The sequence below is a fragment of the Clostridium sardiniense genome, from assembly GCF_019753795.1.
In the GTDB taxonomy this organism is placed as follows: Bacteria; Bacillota; Clostridia; order Clostridiales; family Clostridiaceae; genus Clostridium; species Clostridium sardiniense.
On the sequence record NZ_JAIKTU010000006.1, the window covers coordinates 124,434 to 150,956 of the forward strand.

At 30.4% G+C, this 26,523-nt stretch carries 25 protein-coding genes; all 25 read left to right on the top strand.

Annotation, left to right across the window (positions count from 1 at the left end; all coding sequences use genetic code 11):
- Window positions 1-75 precede the first annotated feature (75 nt).
- The 25 genes from codY to K5V21_RS08955 all read left to right on the top strand — a co-directional run bounded on the left by codY (window position 76) and on the right by K5V21_RS08955 (window position 26,513).
- The gene (gene codY, locus K5V21_RS08835) at window positions 76-852 is read left to right on the top strand and encodes a GTP-sensing pleiotropic transcriptional regulator CodY (RefSeq protein ID WP_204595274.1); all 777 of its coding nucleotides are present in this window, start codon (window positions 76-78) and stop codon (window positions 850-852) included.
- Window positions 853-1,070: 218 nt separating this feature from the next.
- Entirely contained in the window at window positions 1,071-1,772 is a 702-nt protein-coding gene (rpsB, locus tag K5V21_RS08840) for a 30S ribosomal protein S2 (protein WP_204595275.1), read from the top strand.
- 95 nt (window positions 1,773-1,867) lie between these two features.
- Window positions 1,868-2,776 (top strand): translation elongation factor Ts, encoded by a 909-nt coding sequence (tsf, locus tag K5V21_RS08845; protein ID WP_221860940.1) that lies wholly within the window; start codon window positions 1,868-1,870, stop codon window positions 2,774-2,776.
- A 71-nt stretch (window positions 2,777-2,847) separates the two neighbouring features.
- Complete coding sequence (pyrH, locus tag K5V21_RS08850; RefSeq protein WP_204595277.1) at window positions 2,848-3,558, top strand: UMP kinase; 711 nt, start codon at window positions 2,848-2,850, stop codon at window positions 3,556-3,558.
- 13 nt (window positions 3,559-3,571) lie between these two features.
- A complete protein-coding gene (frr, locus tag K5V21_RS08855; protein WP_204595278.1) occupies window positions 3,572-4,129 on the top strand; it encodes a ribosome recycling factor in 558 nt (185 codons plus the stop codon).
- Between the two features lie 64 nt (window positions 4,130-4,193).
- Complete coding sequence (locus tag K5V21_RS08860) at window positions 4,194-4,955, top strand: isoprenyl transferase (protein WP_204595279.1); 762 nt, start codon at window positions 4,194-4,196, stop codon at window positions 4,953-4,955.
- A 22-nt stretch (window positions 4,956-4,977) separates the two neighbouring features.
- Window positions 4,978-5,772 carry a phosphatidate cytidylyltransferase gene (locus tag K5V21_RS08865; RefSeq protein WP_221860942.1) on the top strand — a complete coding sequence of 265 codons (795 nt, stop codon included), beginning with the start codon at window positions 4,978-4,980 and terminating at the stop codon, window positions 5,770-5,772.
- A gap of 170 nt (window positions 5,773-5,942) precedes the next feature.
- Window positions 5,943-6,905, top strand: coding sequence for an AI-2E family transporter (locus K5V21_RS08870; protein WP_221860944.1), 963 nt, complete (start codon window positions 5,943-5,945; stop codon window positions 6,903-6,905).
- Between the two features lie 21 nt (window positions 6,906-6,926).
- Window positions 6,927-8,084, top strand: a complete 1,158-nt coding sequence (dxr, locus tag K5V21_RS08875) for a 1-deoxy-D-xylulose-5-phosphate reductoisomerase (protein WP_221860946.1) — start codon at window positions 6,927-6,929, stop codon at window positions 8,082-8,084.
- Window positions 8,085-8,095: 11 nt separating this feature from the next.
- Window positions 8,096-9,109 (top strand): RIP metalloprotease RseP, encoded by a 1,014-nt coding sequence (gene rseP / locus K5V21_RS08880; protein ID WP_204595283.1) that lies wholly within the window; start codon window positions 8,096-8,098, stop codon window positions 9,107-9,109.
- A 12-nt stretch (window positions 9,110-9,121) separates the two neighbouring features.
- Complete coding sequence (gene ispG / locus K5V21_RS08885; RefSeq protein ID WP_204595330.1) at window positions 9,122-10,171, top strand: flavodoxin-dependent (E)-4-hydroxy-3-methylbut-2-enyl-diphosphate synthase; 1,050 nt, start codon at window positions 9,122-9,124, stop codon at window positions 10,169-10,171.
- Between the two features lie 73 nt (window positions 10,172-10,244).
- Window positions 10,245-14,591, top strand: a complete 4,347-nt coding sequence (locus K5V21_RS08890) for a PolC-type DNA polymerase III (RefSeq protein ID WP_221860948.1) — start codon at window positions 10,245-10,247, stop codon at window positions 14,589-14,591.
- 235 nt (window positions 14,592-14,826) lie between these two features.
- A complete protein-coding gene (rimP, locus tag K5V21_RS08895; RefSeq protein ID WP_221860950.1) occupies window positions 14,827-15,285 on the top strand; it encodes a ribosome maturation factor RimP in 459 nt (152 codons plus the stop codon).
- 15 nt (window positions 15,286-15,300) lie between these two features.
- Complete coding sequence (nusA, locus tag K5V21_RS08900; protein WP_221860953.1) at window positions 15,301-16,413, top strand: transcription termination factor NusA; 1,113 nt, start codon at window positions 15,301-15,303, stop codon at window positions 16,411-16,413.
- Window positions 16,414-16,427: 14 nt separating this feature from the next.
- Window positions 16,428-16,694, top strand: coding sequence for an RNase P modulator RnpM (rnpM, locus tag K5V21_RS08905; protein ID WP_204595287.1), 267 nt, complete (start codon window positions 16,428-16,430; stop codon window positions 16,692-16,694).
- On the top strand, window positions 16,687-17,004 hold the full coding sequence (locus tag K5V21_RS08910; RefSeq protein ID WP_204595331.1) for a ribosomal L7Ae/L30e/S12e/Gadd45 family protein: 318 nt from the start codon (window positions 16,687-16,689) through the stop codon (window positions 17,002-17,004). Before rnpM ends, K5V21_RS08910 begins: the two co-directional genes overlap by 8 nt.
- Window positions 17,005-17,018: 14 nt before the next feature.
- Window positions 17,019-19,061 (top strand): translation initiation factor IF-2, encoded by a 2,043-nt coding sequence (gene infB / locus K5V21_RS08915; protein ID WP_221860954.1) that lies wholly within the window; start codon window positions 17,019-17,021, stop codon window positions 19,059-19,061.
- A 19-nt stretch (window positions 19,062-19,080) separates the two neighbouring features.
- Window positions 19,081-19,431, top strand: coding sequence for a 30S ribosome-binding factor RbfA (gene rbfA / locus K5V21_RS08920; protein WP_221860955.1), 351 nt, complete (start codon window positions 19,081-19,083; stop codon window positions 19,429-19,431).
- A 1-nt stretch (window position 19,432) separates the two neighbouring features.
- Window positions 19,433-20,419 carry a DHH family phosphoesterase gene (locus K5V21_RS08925; protein WP_221860956.1) on the top strand — a complete coding sequence of 329 codons (987 nt, stop codon included), beginning with the start codon at window positions 19,433-19,435 and terminating at the stop codon, window positions 20,417-20,419.
- Window positions 20,407-21,282, top strand: a complete 876-nt coding sequence (truB, locus tag K5V21_RS08930) for a tRNA pseudouridine(55) synthase TruB (RefSeq protein WP_221860957.1) — start codon at window positions 20,407-20,409, stop codon at window positions 21,280-21,282. Before K5V21_RS08925 ends, truB begins: the two co-directional genes overlap by 13 nt.
- Before the next feature lie 22 nt (window positions 21,283-21,304).
- The gene (locus tag K5V21_RS08935) at window positions 21,305-22,231 is read left to right on the top strand and encodes a bifunctional riboflavin kinase/FAD synthetase (RefSeq protein ID WP_221860958.1); all 927 of its coding nucleotides are present in this window, start codon (window positions 21,305-21,307) and stop codon (window positions 22,229-22,231) included.
- A gap of 115 nt (window positions 22,232-22,346) precedes the next feature.
- Window positions 22,347-22,610, top strand: coding sequence for a 30S ribosomal protein S15 (rpsO, locus tag K5V21_RS08940; RefSeq protein WP_045725674.1), 264 nt, complete (start codon window positions 22,347-22,349; stop codon window positions 22,608-22,610).
- Window positions 22,611-22,688: 78 nt separating this feature from the next.
- A complete protein-coding gene (locus K5V21_RS08945) occupies window positions 22,689-24,797 on the top strand; it encodes a polyribonucleotide nucleotidyltransferase (protein ID WP_221860959.1) in 2,109 nt (702 codons plus the stop codon).
- Window positions 24,798-24,846: 49 nt separating this feature from the next.
- Window positions 24,847-26,154 (top strand): M16 family metallopeptidase, encoded by a 1,308-nt coding sequence (locus K5V21_RS08950; protein ID WP_221860960.1) that lies wholly within the window; start codon window positions 24,847-24,849, stop codon window positions 26,152-26,154.
- Between the two features lie 68 nt (window positions 26,155-26,222).
- Window positions 26,223-26,513 (top strand): YlmC/YmxH family sporulation protein, encoded by a 291-nt coding sequence (locus K5V21_RS08955; RefSeq protein ID WP_204595295.1) that lies wholly within the window; start codon window positions 26,223-26,225, stop codon window positions 26,511-26,513.
- Window positions 26,514-26,523: the final 10 nt, after the last annotated feature.

Genomic DNA, 26,523 nt, shown 5'->3' on the forward strand with positions numbered 1-26,523 from the left:
ATTAAAAGGATTTTGAATAGTCTAACAAATGGCAATATAAATCTGAAATTCGTTAGATATCAAGGAGGATTTTTAATGTCATCATTACTTAATAAAGCGAGAAAATTAAACAAAATATTACAGAAATCGGGCACTGAAGCAGTAGCATTTGAAGATATCTGTGAACTTTTAAGCGATGTATTAGCCTGCAACGTTTACATTGTTAGTAAAAGAGGTAAGGTTATAGGACATAGTTTTTCAGAAAATTTTGAATGTGCAATAATGAAAGAAAAAGTAGTCTATGAAAAAAGATTTCCAAACGAATACAATGAAAAGTTATTAAGGGTAACAGAAACACTATCCAACTTACCTAATAAAGGTGAATGTGTATTTGATGGAATTGGAAAGTGTGATATGTCAGACAAGCTTTCAACAATTGTTCCTATAATAGGAAATAGAGAAAGACTTGGTACACTTCTTTTAGCTAGATTTGGAGAATCATTTACAGATGATGATTTAGTTCTTTGTGAATATAGTGCAACAATTGTTGGAATGGAAATGTTAAGAGCTAAACAAGAAGAATTAGCTGAAGAGACAAGAAAGAAAGCAGTTGTTCAATTAGCCATAGGAACTCTTTCATATTCAGAGTTAGAAGCTGTAGAACATATTTTTAATGAACTTGGAGGTACTGAAGGTTTACTTGTAGCATCAAAGATTGCAGATAAAGTTGGAATAACAAGAAGCGTAATTGTAAATGCGTTAAGAAAATTTGAAAGTGCTGGAGTAATTGAATCAAGATCATTAGGGATGAAGGGAACTCATATTAGAATACTAAACGATAAATTATTAGATGAATTAAAAAAGATAAAATAAGCAATAGTAACGAGTGATTGATAAATTTCAATCACTCGTATATTTTTAGTGAAAAATATAAAAAAAAATAAATTTATGTTGATAGAAAAAAAAGCTTATGTTATACTATCATAGGTAACAAAATACGCACATTATCGGGTTTGCAAGATAGGTGCCTTTGATTATAAGGTTTCTTGTAATTACAACGATAGTGGAGGAAAAAACCAGGAGGTAACAAAATGTCAGTTATATCAATGAAACAATTATTAGAAGCTGGTGTACATTTCGGACACCAAACTAGAAGATGGAACCCTAAGATGGCTCCTTATATCTTCACAGAAAGAAACGGAATCTATATAATAGATTTACAAAAAACAGTTAAGAAGGCTGAAGAAGCTTACAACTTCTTAAGAGAAGTTTCAGAAGAAGGAAAAGAAATACTTTTCGTTGGAACTAAGAAGCAAGCTCAAGAAGCTATCAAAGAAGAAGCAATAAGATCAAACATGCACTTCGTTAACAATAGATGGTTAGGTGGAATGTTAACAAACTTCAAAACTATCAGAACAAGAATTAAGAGATTAGAAGATTTAGAAAGAATGCAAGAAGATGGAACATTCGACGTTCTTCCTAAGAAAGAAGTTATCAAATTAAAAGGCGAAATGGAAAAGCTTGAAAAGAATCTTGGCGGAATCAAGAACTTAGATTCAAGAAACATTGGAGCTATGTTCGTAGTTGATCCAAGAAAAGAAAAGAACGCTATTTCAGAAGCTAAGATATTAGGAATTCCAGTAGTAGCTATCGTAGATACTAACTGTGATCCAGAAGAAGTTGACTACGTAATCCCAGGTAATGATGATGCTATAAGAGCGGTTAAATTAATAGCTGCTAAGATGGCTGATGCTATTATCGAAGGAAGACAAGGTGAACAAATAGCTGAATAATATCAGAAGTATAAAAGGTAGGTGGAGAGATTCTTCATTTACCTTTTACCCTAAATGGTAAGGGTTACTTTTTTTAAAATAAGGAGGAATTGAATATGATTACTGCAAAATCAGTTAAAGAATTAAGAGATAAGACTGGCGCAGGTATGATGGACTGCAAAAAGGCTTTAACAGAAACTAACGGAGACGTAGAAAAGGCTGTTGAAGTATTAAGAGAAAAAGGATTAGCTGCTGCTGCTAAGAAAGCTGGAAGAGTTGCTGCTGAAGGAATAGTTAAGACTTTCGTATCAGAAGATAACAAGAAAGCTTCAATAGTAGAAGTAAACTGTGAAACAGATTTCGTTGCTGCTAATGAAGAATTCGTAGGTTTTGCTGAAAATGTAGCAGAATTAGTTGCTAACACTTCAGTTGAAACTGTAGAAGAATTATTAAATGAAAAATTAGGAGATGCTACTGTACAAGAAACTCTTACAGCTTTAGTTGCTAAGCTTGGAGAAAACATGACAGTTAGAAGATTTGAAAGATTAGCATTAGATAATGGTGCTATCGAAAGCTATATCCACGGTGGCGGAAGAATCGGAGTTTTAGTTGAAGTTTCAACTGAAGGTGATGCTAACGTAGCTAAAGAAGTAGCTAAAGAAGTTTGTATGCAAGTTGCTGCTGCAAATCCATTATTCTTAAATAGAGATTCAGTAGATCAAGAAGCTTTAGAAAAAGAAAAAGAAATCTACAGAGTTCAAGCTTTAAACGAAGGAAAGCCAGAAAAAATCGTTGAAAAAATGGTTATGGGAAGAATCCAAAAGTACTTCAAAGAAGTTTGTTTAGTTGACCAAGTATGGGTTAAAGACGGAGACAAGACAATAACTAAGTTATTAGAAGAAAAGTCAAAAGAAGCAGGTGCTCCAATGACTATAACAAAATTTGTTAGATTTGAAAGAGGCGAAGGTATCGAAAAGAAAGAAGAAAACTTTGCTGAAGAAGTTGCAAGACAAATGGGTAAATAGTAACCTACAAAAGAGAACACCTTGTGTTCTCTTTTTTTAAAAATTAATATGAATATTTTGGAGGGATTATAATGGCAGATTGTAAATATAATAGAGTAATACTAAAATTATCTGGTGAAGCTCTTGCTGGAACTAATGGATTTGGAATAGATTTTACTGTTGCAACAAGAATAGCTTTAGAAATAAAGCAATTAGTAGATTCAGGTGTTGAAGTTGGATGCGTAGTAGGCGGCGGAAACATCTGGAGAGGTAGAAGCGGAGAAGGAATGGATAGAACTACTGCAGATTATATGGGTATGATGGCTACATGTATTAATGCATTAGCGCTTCAAGATTCACTAGAACAAGTAGGCGTAGATACTAGAGTTTTAACTGCTATTGAAATGAAGGAAGTTGCAGAACCATTTATAAGAAGAAGAGCTATGAGACATCTAGAAAAGGGAAGAGTTGTTATTTTTGCAGCTGGAACTGGTAATCCATACTTCTCAACTGATACAACAGCAGCACTTAGAGCGGCGGAAATAGAAGCTGATGTAATTCTTTTAGCTAAAAAAGTTGATGGTGTTTATGATAAAGACCCTCATAAGTATTCAGATGCAACAAAATATGATAAACTATCATATATAGAAGTTTTAGAACAAGGATTACAAGTAATGGATTCTACTGCAACTTCTTTATGTATGGATAATAATATTCCTATATTAGTATTTGGTTTAGATGAACCAGGTAATATTCAAAAAGCTATTTCAGGTCAAGAAATAGGTACATTAGTTTCAAAATAAAAGGAGGATATTTATGAGTAAAAACATTCTTAAAAATGCTGAAGAAAAAATGACAAAAACAATAAGTGTTTTAGAAGTTGATTTATCAACTATGAAAGCTGGTAGAGCTAATCCTACAATGCTTGATAGAGTTCAAGTTGAATATTATGGAAGCATGTGTCCAATAACACAAGTAGCCAATGTATCAGCTCCAGAACCAAGAGTTCTTCAAATAACTCCTTGGGAACAGACATTGTTAAAAGATATAGAAAAAGCTATACTTACTTCAGATTTAGGATTAAATCCTTCAAATGATGGATCAGTTATCAGATTAGTAATACCAGAGTTAACAGAAGAAACTAGAAAAAATTTAGTTAAAAATGTTAAAAAGGCTGGAGAGGACTCAAAAGTTGCTTTAAGATCAATTAGAAGAGATTCTAATGATAAGATAAAAGCCTTAAAGAAGGATGGAGAGCTTAGCGAAGACGAAGTTAAAAAAGCTGAAGATAATATCCAAAAGGTTACAGATAAATTTGTCAAAGAAGTGGATAAATTAATAGAAGCAAAAGAAAAAGAGATAATGTCAATCTAGTTAAACAAAAAACCTGCTCTTTAGCAGGTTTTTTATATAAAGAAAAAAGTGGGGAGGAGAACTCATGCTTAAGTTTTTTAAAGGGGAACAGATTACAGAAAATGAAGAAATAAGCCTTGATATGGATAATATTCCGAGACATATTGCAATAATAATGGATGGAAATGGAAGATGGGCTAAGAAAAGAAAGCTTCCAAGAACTATGGGGCATAAAGCTGGAGTTGAAACAATTCGTAGAGTATTAAAAGAAGCAGATAAGCTTGGTGTTAAATATATGACACTTTATGCTTTTTCAACGGAAAATTGGAAAAGACCGAAAGATGAAGTTAATTCTTTAATGAAGTTATTAATACAATACCTAAGACAAGAAATTAATGAGCTACATAAAAATGGCGTTAAAATAAATGTATTAGGCGATATGTCTAAATTGCCTAAAGAGTGTCAAGAAGAGATAGAGAAATCTGTTCTTAAGACGGAAAATAATACAGGTATAACAATGAATATAGCTTTAAATTATGGTGGAAGAGATGAAATATTAAGAGCTGTAAAATCAATTTCAGAAGATGTATCAAAGGGAATAATAAAATCTTCTGAAATTGATGATACTATTTTTGAAAGTTATTTATATACAAAAGGTGTGCCAGATCCAGATATAATCATTAGACCTTCCGGAGAACAAAGATTAAGTAATTTTCTACTTTGGCAATGTGCTTATTCTGAATTTTGGTATTCGGATATTTGTTGGCCAGATTTTAAGGAATCAGATCTTCATAGAGCAATTTATGATTTTCAAAAAAGAGATAGAAGGTTTGGCGGCGTAAAATAAAAAGAAATAAGGTGGTTTTTAAGTGAAATCAAATAATAGATATCTCGGTGCTTTAATTATTGCTCCTTTTATTATATTTGTATTTTTAGGTGGTGCATGGTTAGAAGGTCTTACAATTGTGTTATCAGCCTTAGGATTACATGAATTTTATAATGCATTAAAGCAAAAAGAATTTAATCCTATCTCTATTGTAGGATACTTACTTTTAATTGGGTATTATATTTTAAATAATGATTTAGGATTACTAACATACTTAGTTGTATTTGCAACATTTATACTTTTAATAATTCCAGTTATAAACCTAAAATATACATTTATAGATGTTGCTATAACATTACTTGGATTTTTATATGTAGGAGTATTATTTAGTTTTTTACATTTAGTAAATATTAAATTTGGTGGACAGTATTTAGTTTGGCTTATATTTATAGGATCCTGGATGACAGATACTTCAGCTTATTATGCTGGAAGATTCTTTGGAAAACATAAATTATGCCCTAAAGTTAGTCCTAAGAAAACTATTGAGGGTTCAATTGGTGGTATGCTTGGAGCTACGATATTTTGCGGAATATTTGGAATAGTAGTATCTAAGTATGTATATATAATGCCTTTATATCACTACTTTATAATAGGGGCATTATGTGGAGTATTTAGTCAATTTGGAGATTTGGTAGCTTCTTCTGTAAAGAGATATGTTGGAATAAAAGATTATAGTAATTTAATACCAGGACATGGTGGAATATTAGATAGATTTGATAGTATACTTTTCTCAGGTCTTGTAGTGTTTTATTATTTAACTTTTATAGTATGTATATAGTGAAAGGGTTCTAAAAGAAAAACTTTTAGGACTCTTTTATTTTATAATTCAAGATTACTTTATGATTTTTATTCTATTTCTTAATGTAATATTTAATTTAGTTATGAGCCTTAGAAAAATTCTAAGGTTTTTTTTATTGCATATAAATATAGAATAAAGGGGGGGAAGAAGTGAAGTTGAAGGAAGATCATAAAAAACTTATAGAAGCACTTGTATTATTATTAATTATATTTATATTTGTAGTTTTAATTAGAAGTTATTTTAAGCCCTTTCTTTGGATTGTAATAATATTTATATTAAGTAGTCCTTTATATAATATTTTTACTAAGCTTAAGATAGGTAAAAAGATATCAGCGACATTAAGTTTGCTTGTTTTAAATATCTCTGTAATATTAATAATTTATTATCTGGGAAGAAATATATTCGATTTAGTAAATAATATATATAACAGCAATATAAACATGATTAATGAACTTTTAAATGAATTTAATACAATACTAGAGAGTATACTTGGAAACGTAGATATAAGTAGTGAGGCTATGAATTTATTTCATCCTAGAATTTTAACGGAGGGAGCGTTAACTACAGGTGAAGGGATAATAAGTTATTTTATAGGTAATGTATGTTCATTTTTTATACTAGTAGACAAGGAGAAAATCATATATTACATGAATAGACTTGTTCCACAAAATGCTCTTAGGAGAATTAATAATGGTGGAAAGAACATAAAAAGTATTATATCAATACAAGCAATACTTATCTTAATATCCACACTTATAATAATTATAGGATTTATGATACTTGGAATAAAAAATTCCTTTATTTTAGGAGTGATTTGTGGTATTTTAGATTTACTTCCATATGTAGGAACAATAATTGTATTTATACCAATTATAATATACAATATTATAGTAAAAGATTATCTTATAGCTTTTGGATTAATATGTCTTTATCTATTAGTCCAAATTGTAAGAGAAATATTAGAAGCAAAATTGTTAAGCAATAAATTTAATGTGCATCCTTTAATAATATTTCTTTCTATATATATTGGTATAAAGGTTTTTGGTATGATTGGAATTTTTATAGGACCTTTGTATAGTATGATGGTTAGAGATATTTTTTGTGAGGATTAGATAGATACGGAGGAAGAGAAAATGAAAAATATTTCAATACTAGGTGCCACAGGCTCTATAGGTACTCAAACTTTAGATGTAATTAGAAAATCTGAAGAGATAAACTTGATAGGGGTAACTGCTAACACTTCTGTAGAGAAGGTTAAAGATATAATAGATGAATTTTATCCTAAATATGTAGGAATGATGGATGAAAAATCAAAAGAAGAAATAGATAGATATGTAGAAAAAAAGGGATTAAACATAAAAGTATTATTTGGTATAGAGGGCCTTAAGAAAATAGCTTCACTTGATGAAATTGACACAGTAGTGACATCAGTTGTTGGTATGATTGGTCTTGAGCCTACAATTGAAGCCATAAAGAAGAAAAAGGATATTGCTCTTGCAAATAAAGAAACATTAGTTGTTGCTGGAGAGCTTGTAATGAATGAAGCTAAAAAATATGGAGTTAGAATACTTCCAGTAGATTCAGAACATAGTGCAATATTCCAAAGTTTAAGAGGCAATGATTTAAGTACATTAAAAAAGATAATTTTAACTGCTTCAGGTGGTCCTTTTAGAGGAAAGAAAAAAGAAGATTTGGTTAATACATCATTAGAAGAAGCTTTAAATCATCCAAATTGGAGTATGGGAAGAAAAATAACTATAGATTCATCGACTTTAATGAATAAGGGACTTGAAGTTATTGAAGCACACTGGTTATTTGATTGTGATTATGATGATATACAAGTATTAGTTCATCCTCAAAGTATAGTACATTCAATGGTTGAATATTCAGATAACAGTATAATAGCGCAACTTGGATCAGCCGATATGAGACTTCCTATTCAATATGCTCTTAATTATCCAGACAGAAAAGAAGCTATTGCAAATGGAATAGACTTTTATGAAATATCAAAGCTTACATTTGAAAAGCCTGATATGGATACATTTAAGTGTTTAAAACTTGCTTTTGAAGCAGGAAAGCAAGGTAAACTTATGCCAACTATCTTAAACGGCGCAAATGAGGAAGTTGTACAATTATTTTTAGATAATAAGATTTCATATCTTCAAATTGGAGATATAATTGAACATTGTATGGAACATTTTAAAGAGGAAGGGAAAAAAGAAGTAACTTTAGAAAATGTAATTTCATTAGATAAAAAAGTTAAGGAATATGTGAGAGAAAATTATAGCTAGGAGGAAACTTAATGTACATTGTATATGCTGTAATAGCATTTGGACTACTTATAATAGTTCATGAATTTGGTCATTTTATACTTGCAAAGATAAATGGGGTAAAGGTAGAAGAGTTTTCGATAGGTATGGGTCCTAAGATATTTTCTATTGATGGTAAAGAAACTAAATATTCATTAGGTATATTGCCTATAGGTGGGTATGTAAAAATGCTTGGAGAAGAGGAAGATGTTCAAGATGAAAGAAGTTTTTCATCTAAATCTCCTTTTAGAAGGATTACAATTATTTTAGCAGGTGCTATAATGAATTTAATTCTTGCAATAGTAATATTTACTGCGTTTTTACATCACTTTGGATATACATTACCAAAGGTTAATTCAGTAATTGATAACAGTCCAGCGTATGAAGCGGGAATAAAACCTGGAGATGAATTTAAAAAAATTGATGGTCAAAGAATATTTGCGCCAGATGATATTTCAATTGGTATAAATCTTGCAAAGGGTAATCCAGTTAATTTAGAAGTTGATAGAAATGGAGAAATGCTTAATTTTACTGTTAAGCCTGAATATAATGAAAAAGAAAAAAGGAATATGATAGGATTTGCTTTTGAAACAGTTAAAAATCCATCAATATTAGATAGTTTTAAAGAAAGTTTCAATCAAACAGCATCACTAGTAAATCAAACATTTAAAGGGCTTAAAATGATATTTACTGGAAAAGCAGACTTAAAGACAGATGTAGGTGGTCCTGTCACTATAATAAAATTATCAGGAGCAGCTGCAAAAGCTGGTATATGGAATCTTTTATATTTTACAGCGTTTATAAGTGTAAACCTTGCTGTCTTTAATTTATTACCATTCCCTGCATTAGATGGAGGGTGGACAGTATTACTTTTAATTGAGCTTATTACAAAAAGAAAGGTTCCAGATAAGATAGTAGGTGCTTTAAATTTCGCAGGTTTTGCACTACTTATGGGACTTATGCTTTTAGTTACAGTTAAGGATATATTGTTCCCAATAAATTTTTAGGAGAGTAAAATGATGGAGAGAAAAATCACAAGAATTGTTAAAGTTGGAGGGATAGAAATTGGTGGTGAAGCACCTGTTATTATCCAATCAATGACCAATACAGATACAAGAGATGTAAATAAAACTTTAGAGCAAATAGATAAATTAGTAAAGGCAGGATGCCAGATTATAAGATGTGCTGTTCCGGATATGGAAGCTTGTGATGCATTGAAGGAAATTACAGAAAAATCACCAGTTCCAATAGTTGCAGACATTCATTTTGATTATAGATTAGCACTTAAAGCTATTGATAATGGAGTAGCTAAACTTAGAATAAACCCTGGGAATATAGGAAACTATGAAAGGGTAAAAGCTGTAGTTGAAAAAGCAAAAGAAAAAAATATTCCTATAAGAATTGGAGTAAATTCAGGATCTTTAGAGAAAGATATTTTAGAAAGAGATGGAAAACCAACCGCTAAAGGACTAGTTGAAAGTGCATTAAGACATGTTAAAATATTAGAAGATTTAAATTTCTATGATATAGTTATTTCAATAAAATCTTCTAATGTACCTATGATGATAGAAAGTTATAGATTAATGAGTGAAAAATGTAATTATCCACTACATTTAGGAGTAACAGAGTCAGGTACAGTATTTAAAGGGACAATAAAATCAAGTATAGGAATTGGAACTCTTTTAGCAGAAGGGATTGGAAATACTATTAGAGTATCATTAACTTCAGATCCAATTGAAGAAATAAAAGTTGCTAAAGAAATACTTAAAGCATTAGATTACACAAAGGAAGGGATAGAATTTGTATCATGTCCTACTTGTGGAAGAACAGAAATAAATTTAATAAAAATAGCAGAAGAAGTAGAAGAAAGACTTAAAGATACTAATAAAAATATTAAAGTTGCTGTAATGGGATGTGTTGTTAATGGTCCTGGAGAAGCAAGAGAAGCTGATATTGGTATTGCTGGAGGAAAAGGTGTTGGCATAATATTTAAGAAAGGCCAAATAATAAAGAAGGTAAAAGAAGAAGAATTAGTTGATGAACTTATAAAGGAAATAGAATCTTTATAAGATTTATATGTAATTTGTCCCCCAAAATTTAATTTATTTTGGGGGCTAATATTTTTAAAATGGAGGTAATCCTTTGAGTGAAGAGTTCATTAAAAAAATTAATAAAGAAATAAATAAAAATGAAGATTTAGAAGATAAGGAAATAAAGTTAAATAGATTTCAATTTTATAGAAAAAGTAATGTATTAAAAGTAGTAATAAAATGTAAAGATAATTTAATTCAAAGTGAAGAGGATTGGATAAAGAAATTAATATCTACAAATTTAGGACTAAATATAAAAGTAGAACTATTAGTTTATAAGGATGTAGAAGATGCAAGTATAGATGATATATTAACAAAATATTGGTCTGATGTTGTTCTAGATATAGTTAGAAAAAATCCACTATCAAAAAATGTTTTATATTCTAAACATAAGGATATTAAAGAAGATAACATAACAATTAGATATGGAAGTGAAGCTATTGTAAATCATCTAAAAAAGAAGGATATAGAGAGAAAAGTAGCTGCTCAAATACATGATATATTTGGAAGAAGGATAAGGATTGAATTAAAATATGATAATTCTTTAGAAGATACAAATTATGAAGAGAATAAAGCAAAAGAAAATAAAAAGATAGTTGATGATGTGCTTCAAGGTAGAATAGTTCAAGGTAATCCATCAGGAGATAGTTCTGATAAGAAAGAGAAGAAAGAAAGAAAAGAAGCGCCAAAGAAACAACAAAATGAAGGATATCAAAAATATAAAAGAGAACCTAAAGGTGAAAATACTATTTTAGGTAGAAATATAAGTCAAGAAGCTATGAATATATGTGATATTGATGAGACATCAGGATATGTTGCTATAATTGGAGAAGTATTTAAAACTGAGATAATTGAAACTAGAACTGGTAAAAGTATTCTTACATTCTTTATAACCGATTATACAAGTTCAATTACGGTTAAATGTTTCTTGAAAGAAAAAGATAAAGAAGAAGTTTTAGAAAATGTCAAGAAGGGCTTATATTGCAAGGTAAGGGGAGAGGCTATATACGATACCTATGCTAGAGAAGTAGTAATAATGGGTAGAGATATAGTCAAAATGAAAAAAATAGAAAGAATGGATGGAGCGGAAGATAAGAGAGTTGAACTTCATTTACATACTAATATGAGTACTATGGATGGAATGGTATCTGCAAGCAAGTTAATAGAAAGAGCAGCAAAATGGGGACATAAAGCCATTGCTATAACAGACCATGGTGTGGTTCAATCCTTTCCAGATGCACAAAGTGCTTCAAAGAAATTTGGTATAAAAGTTCTTTATGGAGTTGAGGGATATTTAGTTGATGATGGTATACCGGTAGCGCTTCATGAAAGAGGAGAATCTTTAGATGATTCATATGTTGTTTTTGATTTAGAGACAACAGGATTCTCAGCTAAGAATGATAAGATAATAGAAATTGGTGCAGTTAAAATACAAAATGAGAAAATAGTGGATAGATTTAGTGAGTTTGTAAATCCGGAGAGAAATATACCATATAAGATTACAGAGCTTACTGGAATATCAGATGATATGGTAAGAAATAGTGAAACTATAGAAAATATACTTCCTAGATTTTTAGAATTTTGCAATGGAAGCGTATTAGTTGCACATAATGCAGGCTTTGATACAGGATTTATTAAAAATAATTGTAGAAGAATGGGATTAGGCTTTGATTTTACAATTGTTGATACTGTTCCTTTAGCAAGATTTTTATACCCAGAACTTAAAAAAGTAAAACTAAATATAGTTGCAAAACATTTAGGGATATCCCTTGAAAATCATCACAGAGCTGTAGATGATGCAAAGGCAACAGCAGATATTTTGCTAGTTTGTTTTAAAAAATTAAGAGAAGAAAAAGAAATATATACCTTAAGTAAATTAAATGAAGGGTTTTTATCAAATATAGATATAAAAAGACAACCAGCTTATCATATAATAATTTTAGCTAAAACTCAGGAAGGGCTTAAAAATTTATATAAGTTAGTATCAGAAGCTCATCTTGAGAATTTCTTTAAAAGTGCAAGAACTAAAAAAAGTAGACTTCAAGAAATGAGAGATGGACTTATAATAGGCTCTGCTTGTGAAGCAGGTGAAGTATATAGAGCTATATTAGATGGTAGAAGCGATGAAGAAGTTATGAAGGTTTGTGAATTTTATGATTATTTAGAGATTCAACCTATAGCTAATAATAATTTCTTAATAGCAAAGGGAAATGTTAAAGATGAAGATGAATTAAGAGAAATAAATAGAAAAATATATAATATAGGTAAAAAACTTAATAAGCCTGTGGTCGCAACTGGAGATGTACATTTCTTAGAACCTGAAGATGAATCATTTAGAAGAATAATAATGGCTGGTAAGGGATTTAAAGATGCCGATAATCAACCACCATTATATTTAAAAACTACAGATGAAATGCTAAAAGAATTTTCATATTTAGGTGAAAATGAAGCAAAAGAAGTTGTTATAGTAAATCCTAATAATATAGCAAATGAAATTGAAGCTATAAAACCTATTCCTGACGAGACATTTCCACCTAAGATTGAAGGTGCAGAAGAAGAAATCAGAAATATGGTTATGACAAAAGTTCATTCAATTTATGGAGAAAACTTGCCAGAAGTTATTCAAAAGAGATTAGATAAAGAGTTAAACTCTATCATAAATAATGGATATGCAGTTCTTTACCTTATTGCACAAAAGCTTGTTGCGAAATCTCTTGAAGATGGATATCTTGTTGGTTCAAGAGGATCAGTTGGATCTTCCTTTGTAGCTACAATGTCAGATATAACAGAGGTTAATGGACTTCCACCTCACTATGTATGTCCAAATTGTAAAAAATCAGAATTCTTTTTAGATGGATCTATAAGTTCAGGTGCAGATTTACCACCAAAAGATTGTCCGGAATGTGGTGCTCATTATATAAGAGATGGCCATGATATTCCATTTGAAACTTTCTTAGGGTTTGAAGGTGATAAAGAACCGGATATTGACCTTAATTTCTCAGGCGAATATCAAGGAGTTGTCCATAAGTATTGTGAAGTACTTTTCGGTAAAGGATATGTATTCAAGGCTGGTACAATAGGTACAGTTGCAGAAAAGACTGCATATGGATATGTTAGAAAATATCTAGATGAAAGGGATATAAGAGTTTCTAGTGCAGAAATTGAAAGATTAACAATTGGATGTACAGGAATAAAAAGAACATCAGGGCAACATCCAGGTGGTATAATGGTTGTTCCAAGTGATAATGAGATTTATAACTTTACACCAATACAGCATCCAGCTGATGATAATGATACTGATATAATTACTACTCACTTTGATTACCATTCAATAAGTGGTAGGCTTTTAAAACTTGATATACTGGGTCATGATGATCCTACTGTTCTTAGAATGCTTCAAGACTTAACAGGTCTTGATCCAAAAACAATACCTCTTAATGATGAGAAAGTACTTAGTTTATTTGTAAAACCTGATGCACTCGGTGTTACAAAAGAGGAATTAGAGTGTGAAGTTGGAAGTTATGGATTACCTGAGTTTGGTACTAAGTTCGTTCGTCAGATGCTAGTTGACACACAACCTAAGAGTTTTGCTGATTTAGTAAGAATATCGGGTTTATCACATGGTACTGATGTATGGCTTAATAATGCTCAATATTTCATAAAAGAAGGATACACAACATTAAAAGATTGTATAGCAACGAGAGATGATATTATGGTTTATTTAATGTATCAAGGTGTACCACCAAAGAGTTCCTTTACTATAATGGAAAAAGTAAGAAAAGGAAAGGGACTTACAGAAGATGATGAAAAATTAATGAGAGAAAATAAAGTTCCTGATTGGTACATTGAATCTTGTAAGAGAATAAAATACATGTTCCCTAAAGGTCATGCTGTTGCATATGTAATGATGGCAGTAAGAATTGCATACTATAAGGTATATTACCCAGAAGCTTATTACGCTACATATTTCACAGTAAGAGCAGATGATTTTGATGCTGATCTTATATGCAAAGGCGAAGGTGCAATTCATGAAAAACTTCATGAACTTTATGATCTTGGCAATGCAGTAAGTACAAAGGAAAAAGGAACTATAACTTCCCTTGAAATGGCATTTGAAATGTATAAGAGAGGTTTTAAATTCTTAAAGGTAGACCTTTATAAGTCAGAAGCTACTAAGTTCATAATTGAAGAAGATGGTCTTAGACCTCCTATAAATGCTCTTCAAGGAGTTGGAGATAATGCTGCTAAAGCAATTGTTGAAGCTAGAAAAGATGGAGAATTTATATCAAAGGAAGATTTAAGACTTAGATCTAAAATCACAAAAACAGCAGTTGAAACATTAAATAATCATGGATGTTTAGAGGGGATGTCTGAAACAAATCAGTTATCATTGTTCTAAATATAATAGAGATATATGTAATTTATTCAAATATACTTGAAAAAAAACAGGTTATATGTTAGAATTTTAATTGATGATTATTACTAATAGCTAGATTAAAGGAGTGGGGAAATTATTTACCCGCTCTTTCTGTTTAAAGCGCAACTTCTTAGTTGCGTTTTTACTTAAAATAGATTTTAAGTTATTTGGGAATAATAAATTTATAAAAATTGAATATTGAAAAGGAGGGTAACATATGAAAAAAGATGCCTTAATAGAAAAATTAGAAGAGTTAGTTATGCCAATAACTGATGAATTAGGTTATGAATTATATCATGTAGAGTTTGTAAAAGAAGATGGAGAAAATTATTTAAGAATATATATAGACAATGAAGAAGGCATTACACTTACTGATTGCGAAAAGGTTTCAAGAAGAGTTAGTGAAATGCTAGATGAAGAAGATCCAATTTCTACATCATACTTCCTAGAACTTTCTTCACCAGGTATAAACAGAGGTTTATTTAAAGAAGAACATTTTAAGAAGGCTGTAGGAAGAGAAGTTTTTATAAGATTTACTGGTTCATTAAATGGACGTAAGAACATAAAAGGTATATTAAAATCTTATGAAGGTGAATTTATAGAAGTTCAAGGTGAAGAATTAGTTAAAGTACCAATGGATAAAATAAAAAAAGCTAACTTAGAAGGGGAATTATAAAAGGAGGATAAGGACATGAACGAAGAGTTTATAGGTGCTCTTAAAGAGATAGTTAAAGAAAAAGGAATAAGTGAAGATTTAATATTTACAACAATTGAAGATGCAATGGTTGCAGCTTATAAAAAGAATTATGCAAACCAATACACTTCAGCTCAAAATGTTAAAGTTACAATTAACAGAGAAAGTGGAGAAATTGGAGTATATGCTCAAAAAGTTGTTGTAGACGAAGTATATGATGAAGTAACAGAAATAAGCTTAGAAGAGGCTAAGGAAATAAATCCTAAGTATGAAGTAGATGATGTTGTTGATATGGAAGTTACACCTAGAAACTTTGGAAGAGTAGCAGCACAACTTGCAAAACAAGTAGTTACACAAAGAATTAAAGAAGCTGAAAGAAATATAGTGTATAATGAATATAAGGAGAAAGAGTTTGACATAATAACTGGTACAATTCTTAGAAAAGATAAAGGATTAGTTTTTGTTAACCTTGGAAAACTTGAAGGTGTTATAGGACCTAATGAACAAATGAAGGGTGAAGAATATAATTTTAATGAAAAATTAAAGTTATATATAGTTGAAGTTAAAAATGCTTCAAAAGGAGCACAAATTCATGTTTCAAGAACACATCCAGGATTAGTTAAGAGATTATTTGAACTTGAGGTTCCAGAAATATATGAAGGAATAGTTGAAATAAAAAGTATCTCAAGAGAAGCTGGTTCAAGAAGTAAAATAGCAGTTTACTCAAATGATGAATCTGTAGATGCTATGGGGGCTTGTGTAGGACCTAAGGGTGTAAGAGTTCAAAGTATAGTAAATGAACTTAAGAATGAAAAGATAGACATAATAAAATGGAGCAAAGATTCAGCAGAATTTATAGCAAATTCTTTAAGTCCTGCAAAAGTTTTAAGTGTTACAGTTAATGAAGAAGAAAAGTCAGCTAAAGTTGTTGTTGATGATAGCCAACTTTCACTTGCAATTGGTAAGGAAGGTCAAAATGTTAGATTAGCAGCAAAACTTACTAATTGGAAGATAGATATTAAAAGTAAATCACAAGCTTTACAAGAAGAGGAAGAAGTTATAGCTGAAGAAGTAATAGAAAACGTAGATTCAGAAGAAATATCAGAATAAGAGAGGTGTTTTTCATGAAAACTAAAAAGATACCTTTAAGAATGTGTACTGGATGTATGGAGATGAAACCTAAGAATGAACTTATTAGGGTGGTTAAATCTAAGGAGGGAGATGTCTCTGTTGATTTAACAGGAAAAAAGTCAGGAAGAGGTGCATATGTTTGTAAATCAAAAGATTGTTTAGCAAAATCTTTTAAGACAAGAAGACTAAGCAGAAATCTTGATGTACAAATAAGTGAAGAAATATATGATAGACTAAGGGAAGAGATGGATGATGAGTAAATTTTTCAATTTTCTAGGCTTAGCTAAAAGATCAGGTAACCTAGTTGAGGGTTATAGTAAATGTAATGAATTAAGAAATAAAAAGAGAATGTATCTATTTGTTATTTCAAAAGATGCATCAGAATCAACAAAGAATAAATTTAAAAAACATTGTAATGAAAAGCAAATACCATGTATTGAAGATTTCTCTAAAGAGGATTTAGGCATTGGCATAGGAAAAGATGAAATAAAGATTCTGGCTGTGCAAGATAAGAATATGGCTAAAAAGTTAATAGCTCTTTACGAGGAGGAGAATATATGTAGAAATTAATCGGGGGTGACTGTATGTCAAAAATTAGAGTACATGAATTAGCAAAAGAATTAGGTATAAGTTCAAAGGAACTTATTGATTTATTAATGGATGAGTTCAACATAGAAGTCAAAAATCATATGAGCGTAATAGAAGACGAAGATGCAGAGCTTATAAAGGAACTTTTAAGTAATGTAGCACCTGCAGAGAATGTAGTAGAAGAATACGAAAAAATTGCAGATGAAGAAGCTAACAAAGGAGCTAAGAAAAAGAAAAAGTTTAAAAAAGATGATGACGCTGAAGAAAATTCAGAAGATGCTGAAGCAAAAGTAATTGAAATTGGTGAAACAATAACAGTTAAGGAATTAGCAGAAAAGCTAAACAAACCAACAGCAGATGTTATTAAAACACTTATATTTACAGGGGTTATGGCAGGTATAAACCAAGAAGTAGATTTTGAGACTGCTGAAAAAGTTTGTGAAAAATATGAAGTTTTAATAGAGAAGAAAGAAGAATCAGCTGAACTTGATGCAGTTGAAGTTGAAGAAGATAGTGAAGAAAATCTTCAAAAGAGACCACCAATTATAACAGTAATGGGTCACGTTGACCACGGTAAGACATCTTTATTAGATGCTATAAGAAAAGCTAAGGTTACTGCAACTGAAGCAGGAGGAATAACTCAACATATAGGTGCTTATACTGTTAATGTAAATGGAGAAGAAATTACTTTCTTAGATACTCCAGGACATGAAGCTTTCACAGCTATGAGAGCTAGAGGAGCACAAATAACAGATGTAGTTATTTTAGTTGTTGCTGCAGATGATGGTATAATGCCACAAACAAAAGAAGCTATAAATCACTGTAAAGCAGCTGGAGTTCCTATGGTTGTTGCAATAAACAAAATTGACAGACCAAATGCAAACATTGATAGAGTTAAACAAGAATTAACAGAACATGGTTTAGTAGCAGAAGACTGGGGTGGAGATACAGTTTGTGTTCCAGTTTCAGCAAAGCAAGGTGAAGGAATAGATACTTTACTTGAAATGGTACTTTTAACTTCAGAAATGTTAGAATTAAAGGCTAATCCAGATAGAAAAGCAAAAGGTACTGTAATAGAAGCTAAACTTGATAAAGGTAGAGGTTCAGTTGCAAGTTTACTTGTTCAAAATGGTACACTACATGTTGGAGATTCAATATTAGTTGGAGCAACTTACGGAAGAATAAGAGCTATGTTTGATGATACAGGTAAAAAGATAAAATCAGCAGGCCCATCAATACCAGTTGAAATATTAGGACTTTCAGAAGTGCCAGCTGCAGGAGACAGATTTAATCAAGTTAAAGATGAAAAAACTGCAAGAAATATGGCTGAAATCAGAAAAGAAAAAGATAAAACTGATAGCTTAAATGCTAGACATAGAGTTTCACTTGAAGATTTATATAGCCAAATAAAAGAAGGTACTGTAAAAGAACTTGATATAGTTGTGAAAGCAGACGTTCAGGGATCAGTTGAAGCTATAAGACAATCACTTGAAAAATTATCAACAGATGATGTTAAGGTAAGAGTAATACACGGTGGTGTTGGAGCGATAACAGAAACAGATATATCATTAGCAACTGCATCAAATGCTATAGTAATAGGATTTAACGTAAGACCTGATTCAAATTCAGTTGCAGCAGCTGAAAGAGAAGGAGTAGATGTTAAAACTTACAGAATAATCTATGATGCAATAGAAGATGTTAAATCAGCTATGATAGGAATGCTTGAACCAGAATACAAAGAAGTTATTTTAGGTAAAGCAGAAGTTAGAGAAACTTACAAGATCTCAAGCGTAGGAACAATAGCTGGATGTTACGTATTAGATGGAAAAATTACAAGAAATTCAGATATAAGAATAATTAGAGATGGTATCGTAGTATTTGAATCAACTTTAGCTTCATTAAAGAGATTTAAAGATGACGCTAAGGAAGTTAGAAGCGGATATGAATGTGGTTTAAGCGTTGAAAAATTTAACGACCTTAAAGAAGGAGATATCATAGAAGCATACACTATGGAAGCCATTGTAAGAAAAGAACTTTAATTTTTAAGAGGTGATATATATGGCTAATTATAGAGGTGGAAGAATAAACGAAGAAGTTAAAAAAGTAGTAAGCACCTTAATACAAAATGAAATAAAAGATCCAAGATTAACTGCTATGATTTCTGTAACTGGAGTTGAAGTTACTAGAGATCTAGGTTATGCTAAAATATTTGTAAGTATATTTGCAAATAGTGAAGAAGAAAAAGAAAACAACTTAAAAGCATTAAAGAGTGCAAGTAGTTTTATTAGAAGAGAAGTTGGACGTAAAGTTAAATTAAGAGTTACTCCTCAAATAATTTTTGAATTAGATGAATCAATTGATTATGGAATGAAAATTGATGGACTAATAAGAAAAGCTAAGGAGCAATAAAATGGCACTTAAAGATATAAAAAAAATTATCATTGAGGCTAATAAAATTGGAATTACTTTTCATACTTCACCAGATGGAGATGCAATTGGAAGTGCATTAGGACTTCTTAATGGATTAAGAGAACTTGGAAAAGATGTATATATAATTTCAAAAGATAAAATTTCTGAAAATCTTGCATTTCTTCCATATTCAGAAGAAGTAACTGGAGAAATAATAGATCCTAAAGAAGGTACTGATTTAGTTATAGTACTAGATTGTGGTAATGTTGAAAGAATTTCAGCGAATCTTTCAGGATTTTCTGGAATGGTAATTAATATAGACCACCATGTATCTAATGATAAGTATGGTTTTATAAATTATATTGATACTACAGCGGCAGCTACAGCTGAAATAGTATTCTTATTATTAAAAGAAATGGGATATGAATTCTCTGTTAATGAAGAAATATTAGAGAGAATAGGAAGATGTCTTTATACTTCATTAGTTACAGACACAGGATCATTCAGACACTCTAACGTTACCAAAAGAACACATGAGATTGCAGGTATGCTAATTGGAGTTGGAGTTGATAATTCTAAGATATACAATAATTTATTTGATAATAGAAGTATAAATAAATTAAATCTTATGGGATATGCTTTCCAAAATGCTAAACTTTATTTTGATGGTAAAGTGGTAGTTACAGTTTTAGATAATGATTCCCTTAAAAAATTTGATGCTGAAAAAGAAGATACATCTGATATCATCGGAAATCTTTTAAGTATTAAAACAGTTGAAGTTGCAGTTCTTTTAAAGGAAGTTGAAGAAGGTGTTAAAGCAAGTCTTAGATCAAAATATGATTTTGATGTTAGAAAGATTGCTGAGACATTTGGTGGTGGTGGACACCCAAAAGCTTCAGGACTTATGCAAAGGGGAGTTATGCTTCAAATTGCAAAAGATAATATTTTAAAAGCTATTGAAAGAGAGATAGACCTATGCAAGGAGTAATAAATGTTTTTAAAAATTCTGGAATGACATCTTTTGATGTGGTTAGAAAAATTAAAAAAATTGCTCGTGAAAGAAAAGTTGGTCATACTGGGACATTAGATCCGGAAGCATTTGGAGTGCTTCCGGTATGTCTAGGTAAAGCTACTAAAATAATAGATTATATTATGACAGCACCTAAAACATATAAAGTAATATTTTCTTTAGGTTTTAAGACAACAACATATGATCTAGAGGGGGAAGTTCTTGATAGAAAAGATATTTCTCATCTTAATGAAAATGAAATTTTAGAAGCTATTAATTCTTTCAAAGGTACATATAGTCAGATTCCACCAATGTATTCAGCACTTAAAAAAAATGGAGTTAGACTTTATGAACTAGCAAGACAAGGTATTGAAATTGAGAGGGAAGGTAGAGATATAACTATTTTTGATATAAAAGACATTAGTATCAATCTTCCTGAAATTACAATGACAGTAACTTGCTCAAAGGGAACGTATATAAGAAGTCTATGTTATGATATCGGAGAAAAGCTTAATGTATACGGAACTATGGTTAATTTAAGAAGAACAGCTACTTCGATTTTTAAAGAAGAAGATAGTGTAAATATAGATTTGTTGACAGAAGATAATATTGAAGAATATTTAATACCTATTGAGGATGCTTTAGAGGCGTATCCTAAAACAATAATAAATAATAAATTTAGAAATCTTCTTATAAATGGCGCAAGAGTTTATGATAGGAGATTGCTAAAGGATAATATTGAAGATAATATATTGTATAGGGTTTATGATGAAGACAATATTTTCATTGGTCTTGGCATTAAAGATAAAGATGGGTTTAAGTTAGAAAAGTTATTAATGTAGCTTAGGAGAAGACTAAAACGATATGAAGGTAGTGGATGGAAAAATAACTAACAAAAATGATGAGTACTATGTTGCACTTGGAAGTTTTGATGGTTTACATAAAGGACATTTATCATTAATTCATAAGTGTATAGAACTTGCAAAAGAAACTAATTCTAAAAGTATGGTATTTACATTTAGTAATCATCCAAGAACAGTTATAAATCCAAGTATAAAAATGAAGTATCTGATGGATAATATAGAAAAAGTAGATATTTTAAAAAAAGAGGGGATAGATAAAGTTGTTCTTAGAAAATTTAATAAAGAATTTATGGAACTATCACCAGAAGGTTTTATAAAAAGACTTTGCAATGATTACAATATTAAAGGCATAGTTGTTGGATTTAACTATAGATTTGGATATAAAAATTTAGGAGATACCAATCTTTTAAGAGAACTATCAACAAAGTATAACTACAGACTAGAAGTAATAGCACCTTTATTACATGATGCAGATGTTGTAAGTAGCACTAGAATTAGAAATGCTTTGAAAGATGGAGAAATTAGTGAGGCTAATAAAATGTTAACTAGACCTTATAGTTTAAGCGGAATAGTTGAGCATGGCAGACAGATTGGAAGGACTATTGGATTCCCAACTGCAAATCTAAAGTTTGGAGAAGAAAAAATCATTCCAAATATCGGTGTATACTACACAAATGTTAGATGGAAAAATAATATTTATAAAGGAATAACTTCTGTTGGAAGCAATCCAACTGTAAATGGTAAGAGATTAACAGTTGAAACATTTATATTAGATTTTCATAATGATATCTATGATGATGAAATAGTAGTATACTTTATAGAAAAAATTAGGAATGAAAAAAGATTTGATTCTATTGATTGTTTAAAAGAGCAATTAAAAAAGGATGAAGAATATGCGAAATTAAAAGAATTAGCTGTTATTATATAAATATTATTTACAACATTACATTGTTTTGTTATAATAATAGCGGAAACCTAGTCCTATGTTCTAAGGTGCCATCTTATTACATGGAACTAAGGGGATATTTTACGGAGGTGTAATTATGGAAAAGGCAAGAAAGCAAGAAATAATTAAAGAATTTGGAAGAAGTGAACACGATACAGGATCAGCAGAAGTTCAAATCGCATTATTAAGCGAAAGAATTAATGAATTAACTGGACATTTAAAAGTTCACAAGAAAGACCACCACTCAAGAAGAGGACTATTAATGATGGTTGGACAAAGAAGAGGTCTTTTAAATTACTTAGCAAAGCAAGATATCGAAAGATACAGAGCTATAATTAAAAAATTAGGTTTAAGAAGATAGCTTAGAGCGGTTAAAACCGCTCTATTATTTTAAAGTCGTTAGAAAAATTTGTAAATGGAAACGAAAGGAGGTCCCTTTATGAGGAACACACTTAGTACAGTAGTAGCTGGAAGAGAGATGAAAGTCGAATTTGGTGATTTTGGTATGTTATCAAATGCAGCTATATTAATGAGCTACGGTGATACTGTAATATTAACTAATGTAAATAAATCAGAAGAACCAAGAGATGGAATTGATTTCTTTCCTTTAAGCGTTGAGTATGAAGAAAGATTATACGCTGTTGGTAAGATACCTGGAGGATTTATAAAAAGAGAAGGAAGACCATCAGAAAAAGCAATTCTTCATGGAAGAGCAGTTGACAGAACAATAAGACCGTTATTTCCTAAAGGATATAGAAATGATGTTCAAGTTGTTTGCACCGTTGTTTCAGTTGAAAAGGACAATATACCTGAAATATTAGCAATTAATGCAGCATCAATGGGATTATGTTTATCAAGTATACCATATAATATTCCAGTTGCAGGAGTTCAAGTAGGATTAATAGGTGATGAATTTATTTTAAATCCAACTTCAGAGCAAAGAGAGCAGAGTATACTGGATCTTACGGTTTGTTCTACAAAAGAAAAGGTTATGATGATTGAAGCTGGGGGTAATGAAATACCAGAAGATACTATGATAGCAGCTATTGAATTTGGATTTGATTCATGTAAACAAATAATAGCATTCCAAGAAGAAGCTATGGCTAAATTCGGTAAAGCTAAGGAAGAAGCAGTTTTATTTAAAGTAGATGAAGAAGTTGAAAAAGATGTAAAAGCTTTTGCTAGTGATATGGTAAAAGAAGCAATGTATATTATGGATAAAGATGAAAGAAACATTGCTATGGATGAAGTGAATAAAAAAGTATTTGCTGAATTCGAAGAAAAGCATGAAGGTAAAGAAGGAGATATAAAAGAAATTCTTTATACAATGCAAAAAGCAGTTGTAAGACAAATGCTTTTAAAAGATAAAAGAAGACCAGATGGAAGAGCTTTTGATCAAATAAGACAACTTGGATGTGAAGTTGGGATATTACCAAGAACTCATGGTACAGGATTATTTACAAGAGGATTAACTCAAGTAATGACAGTTGCTACTTTAGGTTCAGTTGGAGATATTCAAATTTTAGATGGTATAGATGAAGCGGAATCAAAGAGATATATGCATCATTATAATTTCCCAGCATACAGTGTTGGTGAAGTTAGACCACTTAGGGGACCAGGAAGAAGAGAAATTGGTCATGGAGCACTTGCAGAAAGAGCACTTGAACCATTAATACCTTCAGAAGAAGAATTCCCATATACTATTAGATTAGTATCAGAAGTATTAAGTTCAAATGGATCAACATCACAAGCTTCAGTTTGTGGATCAACATTAGCATTATTAGATGCTGGAGTTCCAATAAAGAGACCAGCTGCAGGTATTGCAATGGGACTTATAACATCAGAGGATTTAACTGAAGAAGAAGTATTAACAGATATTCAAGGAATAGAAGATTTCTTTGGAGATATGGACTTTAAGGTTGCAGGAACTGAAAAAGGTATTACTTCAATACAGGTTGATACAAAACTTAAAGGATTAAGTTTTAATGTTGTTAATACTGCAATAAAAAATGCAAGAAAAGCTAGAATGGTAATTTTAGATAAGATAAATGAGTGTATAGCAGAACCAAGACAAGATGTTTCAAAGTATGCACCAAAGACATCAATAATTAAAATTGATCCAGAAAAGATAAGAGATGTTATAGGAGCTGGTGGAAAGGTTATTAATAAAATAATCGAAGATACTGGAGTTAAGATAGACATAAAAGAGGATGGAACTGTATTTGTATCTTCTGTAGATCATGAAGGTGTAAATGAAGCTTTAAAGATAATCGAAGGATTAACAAAGGTAGTTAAAGCTGGAGAGGTTTATCTAGGAAAAGTAACTAAAATAGCGACATTTGGAGCTTTCGTAGAAATTCTTCCTAATAAAGAAGGCTTAGTTCATATTTCAAAACTTGATAAGAATAGAGTAAATAAAGTTGAAGATGTAGTTTCAGTTGGAGATGAAATTCTTGTTAAAGTAACAGAAATTGATAATCAAGGCAGAATAAATCTTTCAAGAAAAGATGCATTACAAGATAATGAAGAAGAAAAAGAAGATAAGTAATACTAAAAGGGCAATGTTATTGCCTTTTTTTTACTAAGAGGAGGCTTTTATGCATAAGATTTTTACACTAGAAAATGGGCTTAGAATTGTAACAGAAAAACTAGATGGGGTTAATTCGGTTAGTGTAGGAGTAATGATTCAAAATGGATCAAGAAATGAGAGTGAGAAGCTAAATGGTATCTCTCATTTTATTGAGCATATGTTTTTTAAAGGTACCTATAAAAGAACAGCAAAAGAAATAGCAGAAGAAATTGAAAATGTTGGTGGCCAAATAAATGCATTTACTAGCAAAGAGGCTACTTGTTATTATATAAAGACCCTTAGTACACATTTGGATATTTCATTAGATGTACTATCAGATATGCTTTTAAATTCAAAATTTGATGAGAATGATATTGAAAAGGAAAAGGGAGTAGTAATTGAAGAAATAAATATGAGTGAAGATAATCCGGAAGATGTTTTAGATAATATTCATTCAAAAGCTTCATTTGAAGAAAACTCTCTTGCATATCCAATACTAGGAACCATCGATAAAATTAAAAGTTTAAAAAGAGAAGATATAATTAATTTTATAAATGATAAATATACTCCTTACAATTCAGTTATATCTATCTGTGGTAAGTTTGATGAAGAAGAGATTATTAATTTGGTAGGGGAATTCTTCGGAAAGTGGAAGAGTAAAGAAAAATATACACCTATTTATGAAGGAACTGATATTAAGAAAAATTCAATTTTTCTTAAAAAAGAGATTGAACAATTACATATTGATTTAGGGCTTCAAGGATTACAATTTGGTGATGATAGAGGATATGCACTAGTTCTTCTTAATAATATTTTAGGTGGAGGAGCTTCATCTATTTTATTTCAAAAGGTTCGTGAAGAGTTAGGTCTTTGTTATGTAATTTACTCTTATATACAGCCATTTCAAAATGCAGGCTTAATAAACATATATGTTGGATTAAGTAAAGAATATGCAGATAAAGCTCTAGAGGTTATAAAAAGAGAACTTGAGAAATTTGTAGAAGATGGGATAACTGAAGAACAACTTAGAATAAATAAAGAAAAAATAAAAGCAAATTATATATTAGGATTAGAAAGTACCAGTTCAAAAATGTTTGCTAATGCAAAATCTTTATTGTTTAGAAATGAGATTAGAACAGAAGAAGAAGTTATTGAAAAAATAGATAATATAAGTAAAGCAGACATAGATTATGTTCTAAAAAATTGTTTCGGAAAAGGTATTATGAATACTTCTTATGTTGGAAGTGAAATTGATAAGGATTATTTAGATTCCTTTATTTATAAATCAAAAGAAGCCTATGATAATTCTAGAAAATCAACTAAAAGTAAGTTATAATATTAGAAGTAATATATCTCTTCCCTAACTCATATATTTATTTATGAATGTTAGGGAGGGATTATTGTATGTATGTGCAAGGTGATAAAAATATAAAATATCTTAGTGAACTTGAAAGATATGAGCTTATAAATATTAATGATGGAGAAAAGTATGATTATCTTCAAAACAATGACTTAGTAATTGATGATGAAGGAAATATAAAGTATCTTCTTATAGATGCATCTTCTTCTAAATTTAGTATTTTTGGCGGGGCTAGAGAGATATTAGAAATTGACTGGAGTGCAGTACAGAAAGTTGGGGCTAAAACAATAATACTAGATGCCGATGAAAACAGCATAAAGAGGGCAAAGGTATGAATCTAAGGGG